The 11624-nt window shown below is 71.8% G+C and carries 11 protein-coding genes; 7 read left to right on the plus strand and 4 right to left on the minus strand.

Going from position 1 to position 11624, the window contains the following annotated elements; all coding sequences use genetic code 11:
* Positions 1–70: 70 nt before the first annotated feature.
* The 3 genes from glyS to KZ813_RS08860 are packed head-to-tail and all read right to left on the minus strand — an operon-like array spanning position 71 to position 3854.
* Positions 71–2278: a glycine--tRNA ligase subunit beta gene (gene glyS, locus KZ813_RS08850; protein ID WP_219754625.1), complete on the minus strand. Its 2208-nt coding sequence runs from the start codon at positions 2276–2278 to the stop codon at positions 71–73.
* Complete coding sequence (locus KZ813_RS20370; protein ID WP_308461839.1) at positions 2275–3054, minus strand: endonuclease domain-containing protein; 780 nt, start codon at positions 3052–3054, stop codon at positions 2275–2277. Before KZ813_RS20370 ends, glyS begins: the two co-directional genes overlap by 4 nt.
* The gene (locus KZ813_RS08860) at positions 3015–3854 is read right to left on the minus strand and encodes a glycine--tRNA ligase subunit alpha (RefSeq protein WP_219754855.1); all 840 of its coding nucleotides are present in this window, start codon (positions 3852–3854) and stop codon (positions 3015–3017) included. The genes KZ813_RS20370 and KZ813_RS08860 overlap by 40 nt, the downstream gene beginning before the upstream one ends.
* Positions 3855–4127: 273 nt before the next feature.
* Between KZ813_RS08860 and KZ813_RS08865 the strand changes: the two genes are divergently transcribed.
* The 5 genes from KZ813_RS08865 to KZ813_RS08885 all read left to right on the plus strand — a co-directional run bounded on the left by KZ813_RS08865 (position 4128) and on the right by KZ813_RS08885 (position 7685).
* Complete coding sequence (locus tag KZ813_RS08865) at positions 4128–4496, plus strand: hypothetical protein (RefSeq protein ID WP_219754626.1); 369 nt, start codon at positions 4128–4130, stop codon at positions 4494–4496.
* 89 nt (positions 4497–4585) lie between these two features.
* Positions 4586–5488: a TraB/GumN family protein gene (locus KZ813_RS08870; RefSeq protein ID WP_219754627.1), complete on the plus strand. Its 903-nt coding sequence runs from the start codon at positions 4586–4588 to the stop codon at positions 5486–5488.
* A gap of 104 nt (positions 5489–5592) precedes the next feature.
* A complete protein-coding gene (locus KZ813_RS08875; RefSeq protein WP_219754628.1) occupies positions 5593–6219 on the plus strand; it encodes a 50S ribosomal protein L25/general stress protein Ctc in 627 nt (208 codons plus the stop codon).
* A gap of 114 nt (positions 6220–6333) precedes the next feature.
* Entirely contained in the window at positions 6334–6903 is a 570-nt protein-coding gene (gene pth, locus KZ813_RS08880) for an aminoacyl-tRNA hydrolase (RefSeq protein ID WP_219754629.1), read from the plus strand.
* A gap of 197 nt (positions 6904–7100) precedes the next feature.
* Positions 7101–7685 (plus strand): TIGR02466 family protein, encoded by a 585-nt coding sequence (locus KZ813_RS08885; RefSeq protein ID WP_219754630.1) that lies wholly within the window; start codon positions 7101–7103, stop codon positions 7683–7685.
* Here the strand turns inward: KZ813_RS08885 and KZ813_RS08890 are convergent.
* On the minus strand, positions 7669–8532 hold the full coding sequence (locus tag KZ813_RS08890; protein WP_219754631.1) for an oxidoreductase: 864 nt from the start codon (positions 8530–8532) through the stop codon (positions 7669–7671). The two genes, KZ813_RS08885 and KZ813_RS08890, sit on opposite strands and share 17 nt — an antisense overlap.
* Positions 8533–8638: 106 nt before the next feature.
* Between KZ813_RS08890 and KZ813_RS08895 the strand changes: the two genes are divergently transcribed.
* The gene (locus tag KZ813_RS08895) at positions 8639–10309 is read left to right on the plus strand and encodes a DEAD/DEAH box helicase (RefSeq protein ID WP_219754856.1); all 1671 of its coding nucleotides are present in this window, start codon (positions 8639–8641) and stop codon (positions 10307–10309) included.
* Positions 10310–10548: 239 nt separating this feature from the next.
* Positions 10549–11592, plus strand: coding sequence for a sialidase family protein (locus KZ813_RS08900; protein ID WP_219754632.1), 1044 nt, complete (start codon positions 10549–10551; stop codon positions 11590–11592).
* Positions 11593–11624 lie beyond the last annotated feature (32 nt).

The raw sequence follows: 11624 nt of genomic DNA on the forward strand, positions 1-11624 counted from the left end.
TGCAAGTCCTTGTTTCGGCGCGGGCGGACGGGCGAATGTTGTGTAAGTTGAGTCGCTGGCGCGGTGTGACTCAACCTTCGATCCGGCCGAAATCGGCGACGGTATGCACCGCGGCGCGGACGCGCGCGAGCAGCGCCAGCCGCGCCGCGCGCTTGGCCGGATCGGGGTCGTTGACGGTCACATTGTCAAAGAAGGCGTCGATCGGGGCGCGGAGCGTCGCGAGCGCGGCCATCGCGCCCTCGAAATCCTCGCGCGCGACCGCGGCGGCGGCGGCGGGCTCGGCCGAATCGAGCGCGGCGATGAGCGCGGCTTCGTCCTTCTCGGGCGTGTAGGACAGGGGCGCGTGCCGCTCCGCGGGCGCGTGCTCCTGCGCATGCAGGAGCCCAGGGTCACCGGGTGCGTCGCCATCCTGGGCTCCTGCGTTCGCGGGAGCACGGTCGAGGATGCCTTCCTTCTTGAGGATGTTGGCGGCGCGCTTGTAGCCGGCGAGCAGGTTGGCGCCGTCCTCGGTGCCGACGAACGACTGGAGCGCGCGAACGCGCGCGAGCAGGCGGACGAGATCGTCCTCGCCGCCGAGCGCGAAGACGGCGTCGATGAGGTCGTGGCGCACGCCCGCCTCGCGCTGCTGTACCTTGAGGCGGTCGGCGAAGAAGTCGAGCACCTCGCGCGATGCGACCTGGCCCAGCGGGAAGCGCAGGCCATTGTCGAGGATCAGCGCGATCACGCCCAGTGCCGAGCGACGCAGCGCGAACGGGTCCTTGGAACCGCTCGGGCGCAGGTCGGCGGCGAAGAACTGCGTGATGCTGTCGAGCTTGTCGGCGAGGCTCACCGCCACCGTCACCGGCGCGGTCGGCACCTCGTCGCCCTGCCCGACCGGCTTGTAATGGTCGCGCACCGCCTCGGCGACCGCGGCCGGCTCGCCCTGCGTAGCGGCGTAATAGCCGCCCATCAGGCCCTGGAGCTCGGGGAACTCGCCCACCATGCCGGTGACGAGGTCGGCCTTGGCGAGCGTGGCGGCGCGATACGCCTGCTCCGCAAGTGACCTCAGATCCTCCCCGGTACGGAGTATCGGGTCGGATCGTCCCCCGGACGATCCTTGAACATGCGGGGCATGTTCAACCCGATACTCCGTGCCGGGGAGGATCACCCCCTCTTCCACCAGCCAGCGCGCGAGCTGGGCGACCCGCTCCACCTTGTCCGCCACCGTGCCGAGCTTCTCGTGGAACACGATCTTCCCGAGCTTCTCCGCCTGCTGCTCGAGCGGCACCTTGAGGTCGGTCTCGTAGAAGAAGCGCGCGTCCGACAACCGCGCCGCCAGCACCTTGCGGTTGCCGTCGACGATCTTCGCCCCGCCGTCGCTGGCGGCGATGTTGGCGGTGCACACGAACGCGTCCGCGAGCCGCCCCTCGCCGTCGCGGCACACGAAATACTTTTGGTTCACGCGCGCGGTGAGCTGGATCACCTCGGGCGGCACGTCGAGGAAGGCGGGGTCGAAGCGGCCGAGCAGCGGCACCGGCCACTCGGTCAACCCGGCGTTCTCCGCCACCAGCCCCTCGTCCTCGACCAGCTGCAGCCCCGCCCCCGCCGCCAGCGCGGCGGCGCGATCGCGGATCAGCGCGGCGCGCTCGTCCTGGTCGACGATGACGTGGCAGGCGCGCAGCTTCTCGACATAGTCCGACGCCGAGCCGATCGTGATCGCGCCGGGATGGTGGAAGCGGTGGCCGAGCGTCGCCGCGCCGCTCTCGACCCCCGCGACGCTGACCGGCACGACCTGCTCGCCGAACAGCGCGACGATGCCGTGGAGCGGGCGGACCCAGCGCAGGCTCTCGGTCGAGCGCGACTCCGCGCCCCAGCGCATCGACTTGGGCCAGGGGAAGGCGCGAAGGATGCGGGGGATGATGGCCGCCAGCACATCGACGGTCGAACGTCCCGGTGTGGTCGTCTGCGCGTAATAAGTAAGTACGCCTTTGCCGTCCGGCTTTTCAAACAGCTCGCCGCGCGACAGGCCAACCTTCTTTAGAAAGCCCTCGATCGCCGCTTCTGGCGCATCAACTTTCGGCCCCTTGAACTCCTTAGTGTCGCTCTCGGTTTTCTCAGCAAGCCCTTCTGCGATCAAGACGAGCCGACGCGGTGTTGCATAGGTTCGCACCTTGCCTTGAAAAAGCGCACCCTCCGTGCGGATCTCTGTCTCAAACGCCCATCGTAAATCCTCGCGCGCCTTCGCCTGCATGCGGGCGGGGATCTCCTCCGAGCGGAGTTCGAGCAGGAAGTCGGTCATGCTTCTGGACGCTTCATGTGAGGTGAGCCCCCTCCACCATCGCGCTGCGCGCGACGGTCCCCCTCCCCGCGAGCGGGGAGGATCAGCTCCTCCCCGGCACGGGGAGGGGGACCAGCCGAAGGCTGGTGGAGGGGGATGGCCGCGAACGCGGCGACCGCTTGGGCCGCCGCGTCGGCGTCACGGAGGATCTCGGCCGCAGGTAGGTGGAGCACGCGATAGCCTTGAGTGCGCAAGAAGGCGTCGCGGCTTACGTCGCGTTCGGGCCGCTCGCCGCGGCCATGGGCCTCGCCGTCGACCTCGACGATCGTGCGCGTGGCGGCGCAGTAGAAGTCGGCGACATACGGCCCGAGCGGGTGCTGGCGGCGGAACTTCACGCCCGCCGCGGCACCTCTGACGCGCTGCCACAGGAGCACCTCGGGCAGCGTCATCTCGCGGCGGAGGCGCCGGGCGGTGGCTAACTCGGGGCGCAGCGCCCGCGGCGCGCCCCCTCCACCATCGCGCTGCGCGCGACGGTCCCCCTCCCCGCGAGCGGGGAGGATCTTCTCGGTCGCTCCCGCGGCGACGGACCGATCCTCCCCGGCACGGAGCAGCGGGTCGGATCGTCCCCCGGACGATCCTTGACCATGCGGGGCATGGTCAACCCGATGCTGGGGACCGCCCGGCGCAGCCGGGTGGTGGAGGGGGCTCTCCGCGGGCAAAGCGCCCGCCGCACCGCCCGCGCCGTCCCCGAAGCGGCTCACGCCGCCCACCCGTTCTTCTCCATCCACGCGCCGCACGCGCCCTTCGCGAGGTCGCGGACGCGGCCGATATAGGCCTGGCGCTCCGCCACCGAGATCACGCCGCGCGCCTGGAGCAGGTTGAACGTGTGGCTCGCCTTGATCGCCTGCTCATAGGCCGGGATCGGCAGCCCCGCGGCGAGGCTGTTCTCGCACTCGGCCGCGGCCTTGCGGAAGGCGTCGAACAGCGCGTCCGTGTCCGCCACCTCGAAGTTCCACGCGCTCATCTGGCGCTCGTTCTCGAGGAAGACGTCGCCGTAGCTTACCCCGGAGTCGTTGAAGCGCAGGTCGTAGACGTCGTCGACGTCCTGGATGTACATCGCCAGCCGCTCGAGCCCGTAGGTCAGCTCGCCCGCGACGGGCCTCATGTCATAACCGCCCATCTGCTGGAAATAGGTGAACTGGGTCACCTCCATCCCGTCGCACCAGACCTCCCAGCCGAGCCCCCAGGCGCCGAGCGTCGGGCTCTCCCAATCGTCCTCGACGAAGCGGATGTCGTGCACGCCCATGTCGACGCCGATCGCGGCGAGGCTGCCCAGGTACAGCTCCTGCAGGTCGGGCGGGCTCGGCTTCAGGATCACCTGATATTGGTAATAATGCTGGAGCCGGTTGGGGTTCTCGCCGTATCGGCCGTCGGTCGGGCGGCGGCACGGCTGGACGAAGGCGGCGTTCCACGTGTCGGGCCCGAGCGCGCGCAGCGTGGTGGCGGGGTGAAAGGTGCCCGCGCCCATCTCCATGTCATAGGGCTGGAGGATCACGCAGCCGCGCTCCGACCAATAATGGTGGAGCCGCAGGATCATCGCCTGGAAGCTGAGCGGGCGGTCGGTGCTGGCGTCGGTCACGTCGGCGCTGTGGCGGAAGCCCGGCGGGGAATCAAGCGAGTGGCCCGCGTGGCGACGGCGCGCACCGACGGCCTGCCAACACCAAGTAGTTGAGAGAACTGCCGCGCCATGCCGCAGAAGAAACCGAGCCCGGCGTCAGGACAGGTCCGTGATCGACCAATCGAGTCGGCGATTGTTCAGCAACACGCTGCTACGCCGCACGCCGCCAGATCAACGGAAGGAGTGCACATCTTGGCGTATCCCTTTCTCTTCACTACCCTTCTACTCGCCGGCACGGTGCCGCCGGCGCCCGTACCTTCGTCCTCGCCGGCGATCCCGGCCCGGCTCGCGCGCGATCGCCCCGCCTGCCGCCCGCTCGGCCTCGCCCCCGGGGTCGTGCCGGCGACCTCGGTGCTGGCGGCGCGCGCCAACATGCTCCAGGCGGATATCGGCAACGCGCGCAGGGCGCGGACGCTGACGCCGGAACAGGCCGACTCGCTGTGGCACCAGGCCGACCAGGTCCGCCAGCGGGTCGCGGGCAAGGCGCGGCTGCCGGTGACGGTGCGCGGGGAGGCGAACCGCGCGCTCGAGTCGGTCGCCGCGCAGCTCTGCCGCGGCTGAGCGCGCCCGCGCCGAGGCCCCGCGCCGCGCTTGCCCGACGCGGCGCGGGCGCCGATAGCGCACCCTTTCCTTCGCCGGGACGCCGCCGCATGAACGCTGCCATGAAGACCGCTTTCTCCGCCCTCGCGCTGCTGCTCGCGCTCCCCGCCTGCGCGCAGCAAGCGCCCGCCCCCGCCGCGCCGGCCGACGCCGACCCCGCCCTGTGGGTGGTGAAGGACGCGGACACGACCATCTATCTGTTCGGCACGATCCACGTGCTCAGGCCCGGCCTGTCCTGGTTCGACGAGGGCGTGAGGAAGGCGTTCGACCGCTCGCAGACCCTGGTGCTCGAGATGGTCGAGCCCGACCCGCAGACCGCGCAGCAGATCGTGGCGGCCAAGGCGTTCGCCCCCGCGGGCAGCGCGCTGACGAGCCAGCTGCCGCCCAACTACCGCCCCGCCTTCGCCAAGGCGATGGGCGAGGGCGGCGTCACCGCCCAGGCCTATGACCGGATGCGCCCGTGGTTCGCCGCGGTGACGCTGTCGCTGCTGCCAGTGCAGAAGCTCGGCTACCAGGCCGCCAACGGCCCGGAGAAGGTGCTGACCGAGGCGGCGCGCGCCGCGGGCAAACAGGTCGTCGGGCTGGAGACGTTCGAGGGCCAGCTCGGGATCTTCGACACGCTGTCGCAGCCGGCGCAGCTCCAGCTGCTGGAGAGCACGCTCGACGAGCTGCCCACCGCCGAGCGTACCTTCGACCGGCTCGTCACCGCCTGGTCGAAGGGCGATCCCGACGGCGTGGCGAGCGAGATGAACGACTCGCTCAAGGACTCGCCCGAGGTCGCCAAGGCGCTGCTGGTCGACCGCAACAGGCGCTGGGCCGCCTGGATCGCCGAGCGGATGAAGCGGCCGGGGACGGTGTTCGTGGCGGTCGGCGCGGGGCATCTCGCCGGCGCGCAGAGCGTCCAGGCGCAGCTCGGCGCGTATCGGCTGAAGGCGGTGCGGGTGAACTACTGATTGCGTTCCGGGCGCGTCGCGGCTAAGCGCGCGCACTTCCGTCATGGTCATCCCTGGAGGCGTGGCGGGAGCATATCAGTCATTCCACGTTTCGGAGCACCAACATGAGCGATACCATCACGCTCGCGGCCGAGACGCGTGACCGGGTTGGCAAGGGAGCCTCCCGCTCGCTGCGTCGCGAAGGCCGCGTCCCCGCCGTGATCTACGGCCAGAACAAGGAGCCGTCGGCGATCCACCTCGAGGAGAAGGCGCTGGTCAAGGCATTGATGACCGGCCACTTCATGAACTCGGTGATCATGGTCGACGGGCAGCGCACGCTGGCCAAGGACGTCGCCTTCCACCCGGTGACCGACCGCCCGACCCACGTCGACTTCTTCCGCATCGCCGCCGACGCGACCGTCACCGTCGCGGTGCCGGTGGTGTTCGCCGACGAGGAGGAGTCGCCCGGCCTGAAGAAGGGCGGCGTGCTCAACGTCGTGCGCCACGAGCTCGAGCTGGTGGTCGACGCCAGCAACATTCCGACCGAGATCACCGTGTCGGTCGCTGGCAAGGACGTGGGCGACACGATCCACATCAGCGAGGTGACGCTCCCCAACGGCGCGACCCCGGCGATCGAGGACCGCGACTTCACCGTGGCGACGCTGGTCGCGCCGTCGGCGCTGAAGGCCGAGGGCGCCGCCGACGAGGCCGAGGACACCGCGGCCGAGGGCGAGGCGTCGGGCGAGGCCTGAGCCGCGCGCTCCGCGTGAGCCGTACGGGGGCAGGGCAGCGGCGACGCTCCCCTGCCCCTTCGCTTTCCGGGCCGGGCCCGTCGCCCCGCTTGCGCCTATCGGGAGACCATCACCGTGCAACTCTGGGTGGGCCTGGGTAATCCCGGCGCGCAATATGCGATGCACCGGCACAATGTCGGCTTCATGGCGGTCGACTCGATCGCCGAGGTGCACGGCTTCGCGACGCCGGCGAAGAAGTTCCAGGGCTGGCTCCAGGAGGGGCGCGTCGACGGGACCAAGGTGTTGCTGTTGAAGCCCGCCACCTTCATGAACGAGAGCGGCCGCTCGGTCGGCGAGGCGCTGCGCTTCTACAAGCTCGGCATCGAGGCGCTGACCGTCTTCCACGACGAGCTCGACCTCGCGCCGATGAAGGTCAAGGTGAAGCAGGGCGGCGGGACGGCGGGGCACAACGGGCTGCGCTCGATCGACCAGCATCTCGGGCCCGACTTCCGCCGCGTGCGGATCGGGATCGGCCACCCCGGCCACAAGGACCGCGTCACCGGCCACGTGCTCGGCAATTACGCCAAGAGCGAGATCGAGCCGCTCAGCGACCTGCTCGGCGCCGTGGCGGCGGAGGCGGGCTGGCTGGCCAAAAGCGACGACGTGCGGTTCATGAACGACGTCGCGCTGCGGCTGGGCGGGTGAGCAGATCCTCCTCGGCCGCGGGGCGGGACCGCGGCCGTAGGGCGTGGTGGAGGGGACTTCCGCAAACGAGGCGATGCGCGTGCGGATAGCCCCCTCCACCACTCGCCTGCGGCGAGCGGTCCCCCTCCCCGTGCCGGGGAGGATTTTGGCCAGTCCCCTACCCCGCTAAGCCTCCGCCCGATCGCCAAGGACCCATCATGCCGACCCGCCAGCTCTTCCCCACGCATTTCTACGAGGCGCGGCTCGACCAGCCCGCGCTGCTCGCCGAGCTAGCCGAGTCCTGTGCCGCCCTCGCCGCCGAGGACATGGCCGGCAAGCGCTGGTCCAAGGCGCACGGCTATCGCGGCTACACCAGCTACGCCTCGCTCGACGACCTGCCCCAGCGCGACCCGGCCTTCGCCGACCTGAAGCGACTGCTCGACCGCCACGTCGCCGCCTTCGCCGCCGAGGCCGGGCTCGAGCTCGGCGGGCGCAAGCTCAGGCTGGACAGCCTGTGGGTCAACGTGATGAAGCCGGGCGGCACCCACTCGGGCCATCTCCACCCGCACAGCGCCGTCTCGGGCACCTTCTACGTCGCGGTACCGCCCGGCTCGGGCGCGCTCAAGCTGGAGGACCCGCGGCTGCCGATGCTGATGGCGGCGCCGCCGCGCGAGGGTACCTTCGTCTACGCCGAGCCGGCGCCGGGCACGCTCTTCCTCTGGGAGAGCTGGCTGCGCCACGAGGTGATGCCCAGCACCGCCAAGCAAGAGCGGGTCAGCGTCAGCTTCAACTACCGCTGGTGACGTCCTCGGGAAAGTCGGCGCCGAGCGCGGCGTCGCGCTGCGCCTCGATCTCCGCGACTCGCGCGCGCAGCCGCTCGGTCACCGCGTCATAACCCCAGCGGCCGAGCACGAGGTGGCGCGGGGGCGTGTCGCGCTCGACCGCCTCGATCATCGCCGCCGCGGCGCGTATCGGGTCGCCGGGCTGGTTGCCCGAATAGCCCTTGGTCGATTCCATCCTCGCCTTGGCCGTGTCGGCATAGTCGGCGATCGTGCTCGGCGTCTGGCGCAGCGAGCGGCCCGCCCAGTCGGTGCGGAACGGCCCGGGCTCGACGCAGGTGACCGCGATGCCGAGCGGCGCCACCTCTGCGGCGAGCGCGTCGGAGAAGCCCTCCACCGCGTGCTTCGACGCGGCATAATAGCCCGAGGACGGGAAGCCCACGAGCCCGGCGACCGAGGTGACGTTGACGATGGCGCCGGCGCGGCGCGTGCGCATGCCCGGCAGCACCGCGCGGGTCAACGCGAACAAGCCGAAGACGTTGGCGTCGAACTGCGCGCGGATCTCGCGCTCCTCGCCCTCCTCGATGCTCGACTGATAGCCGTAGCCCGCGTTGTTGACGAGCACGTCGATCCGGCCGAATCGCTCGGTCGCGGCGGCCACCGCCGCGTCGACCTGCGCCTGGTCGACCACGTCGAGCGACAGCGCGAGCGCGCGATCCCCGAACTGCTCCACGAGATCGGCGACGCGGCCCGAGTCGCGCGCGGTCACCGCCGCGCGCCAGCCGCGCTCCAGCACCAGCCGCGCGAGCTCGCGCCCGAAGCCGGTGGAGCAGCCGGTGATGAACCAGACGGGGTCGTTGACGAGCGCCATGTCGCGTCTATCCTGCGGTGATAGGGAGAAAAGCGCCGAACGTCCCGGGTCCCCGCGCCGTTCCCACTGGCATTTTCGGCGGATCGCGCCCATGTGCGCAGTCCTCATGGACTTTCCGAATCTTCCTGTCGCGCTGGGCAGCGCGCTCGCCGCGCGTGGCTATACCGCGCTCACCCCCGTTCAGGCCGAGGTCACGGCCGAGGCCGCGCACGGCCGTGACCTCCTCGTCTCCGCGCAGACCGGCTCGGGCAAGACCGTCGCCTTCGGCCTCGCCATGGCCGAGCAGTTGCTGAGCGAGGACGGTGCGCTGCCCCCGGCCGCGGCGCCGCTGGCACTGGCGATCGCGCCGACGCGCGAGCTCGCGCTCCAGGTCGCCAAGGAGCTGGCGTGGCTCTACGCCGACGCGCGCATCGCCACCTGTGTCGGCGGCATGGACGCCAGCCGCGAGCGGCGCGCGCTCAACCACGGCGCGCATATCGTCGTCGGCACGCCGGGCCGACTGCGCGACCACGCCGAGCGCGGCGCGCTCAACCTCGGCAAGCTGCGCGTCGCGATCCTCGACGAGGCCGACGAGATGCTCGACATGGGCTTCCGCGACGACCTCGAGGCGCTGCTCGACCAGACGCCGACCGAGCGCCGCACCCTGCTCTTCTCCGCGACGCTGCCGCGCCCGATCGTCCAGCTCGCCAAGACCTACCAGCGCGACGCGCTGCGCATCTCCACCGTCAGCGAGCAGCGCGGCCACGGCGACATCGCCTATCGCGCGGTCACCGTCTCGCCCGCGGACATCGAGCATGCGGTGATCAACCTGCTGCGCTTCTACGAGGCGGAGACCGCGATGCTGTTCTGCGCGACGCGCGACAACGTCCGCCACCTCCACGCCGGGCTGGTGGAGCGCGGCTTCGCCGCGGTGGCGCTGTCGGGCGAGCACTCGCAGAACGAGCGCAACCAGGCGCTCCAGGCGCTGCGCGACCGCCGCGCGCGCGTCTGCGTCGCCACCGACGTGGCCGCGCGCGGGATCGACCTGCCGACGCTCAGCCTCGTCATCCACGTCGAGATGCCGCGCGACGCCGAGGTGCTCCAGCACCGCTCCGGGCGCACCGGGCGTGCGGGCAAGAAGGGCACCGCGGTGCTGATCGTGCCCTATCCGCGCCGGCGCCGCGTCGAGTCGATGCTGCGCGGCGCGCGCATCGCGGCGGAATGGGCCGAGGTGCCGAGCGCCGAGGCGATCCGTGCCAAGGACCGCGAGCGGCTGCTCGAGACCTTGCTCGCGCCGGTCGAGGTCGACGAGGACGATCGCGCGCTGGCCGGCGAGCTGCTGGCGCAGCGCTCGCCCGAGGACATCGCCGCCGCGCTGGTGGCGGCGCAGCGCGCCGCGCTGCCCGCACCCGAGGAGCTCACCGGCCAGGCGCCGAGTGACGCGCCCAAGGCGCACCGCGAGGGCTTCGACGACGTGGTGTGGTTCCGCATGAACATCGGGCGCCGCCAGAACGCCGACCCGCGCTGGGTGCTCCCGCTGCTGTGCCGCCGCGGGCACGTCACCAAGAGCGAGATCGGCGCGATCCGGATCGGTCCGATGGAGACGCAGTTCCAGGTGCCGCGCGCGCTCGCGGGGCGCTTCGCCGCGGCGGTGCGCGCCTCGGCGAACAGCGACGGCGAGGACGAGAACGGCGTGCGGATCGAGCCGATGGACGGCGCCGCCCCGCCGCGCGCCGCGCGCGTGCCGCAGCGCCGGCCGAACGGCGCGCCGACCGCGCGCGGGCCGCGGCGGCGGTAGGGCGATAAGGCGGCGGTGAGAGGGCCACGGGGCCGCGCGGGAGCGTGCCTCGCAGCTACTCCTGTCCTCGCGGCGAACGCCGGGGCCCAGTCGGGAAAGCCGTAGTGAGACTCACCGACGTCCCCCACCTGGGCCCCGGCTTTCGCCGGGTTGAAAAAGAGGGGGGAGCGAAGCGCTCGTATCGTGACGCTTTCTTTCTTGCCGCCTACACCCCACGCCTCCGTCACCGAGGCGCTGCCATGACTCTCCCTCGCGCGCTGGCACTCGCGCTCGCCACCGCCCCCACGCTCGCGGCGACGGCGCCCTCCGCGATCGTCGCCGCCGAGTTCGTCGACCCCGCCCCGCCCTACCCGCAGGCGCATGCCTCGACGATCGTCCAGCTCGCCGACGGCGCGCTCGCCGCGTCTTGGTTCGGCGGCAGCGGCGAGGGTCGCCCCGACGTGCGCATCTGGTACGCGCGCCGCACCGCCTCCGGCTGGGAGAAACCGCGCGCGGTCGCCGCCGGCGACGGTCAGCCGACGTGGAACCCGGTGCTGTTCCAGCCGCCGGGCGCGCCCCTCCGGCTGTACTACAAGGTCGGGCCGAACCCGCGCGACTGGTGGGGCATGGTGATCGAGTCGCGCGACGGCGGCCGCCACTGGGGCGCGCCGCGCCGCCTGCCCAGGGGCGTGCTCGGCCCGATCAAGAACAAGCCCGTGGTCGCGCGCGACGGCGCGTGGCTGGCGCCGTCGAGCCGCGAGGTCGGCAGCGCCGCGCACAACCGCTGGTATGCTGTGGTCGAGCGCTCGACGGACCGCGGGCGGACGTGGCGCGCGCTGCCCGCGATCGCCGCGCCGCGCGGGCTCGAGGCGATCCAGCCGAGCCTGCTGACGCTGCGTGACGGCCGGCTGATGGCGGTGGCGCGGACGCGGCAGGGCGTGCTGGCGGCGAGCTGGTCGCGCGACGCGGGACGCCACTGGTCGCCGCTGGCCGCGCTGTCGCTGCCCAACCCGAACGCGGGAACCGACGCGGTGACGCTCGCCGACGGTCGCCAGCTGCTGGTCTACAACGACAACACCAACCGCCCGGGCAGCGACACCGGCCCGCGCTGGCCGCTCGCGGTGGCGCTGTCCGACGACGGGATGCGCTGGCGCAAGGTGCTGACGCTGGAGAGCGAGCCGCGGCCGGACGGCTACGCCTATCCCGCGGTGATCCAGGCGCGCGACGGGCTGGTCCACGTGACCTACACGTGGAACCGCGAGCGCGTCCGCCACGTCGCGATCGACGTGGGGCGGCTGCGGTAGACGAGAGCGGGCGCGGCCCCCTGCCCGTTGCT

Origin of the sequence: Sphingomonas folli (assembly GCF_019429525.1) — a bacterium.
GTDB classification, from domain to species: Bacteria; Pseudomonadota; Alphaproteobacteria; order Sphingomonadales; family Sphingomonadaceae; genus Sphingomonas; species Sphingomonas folii.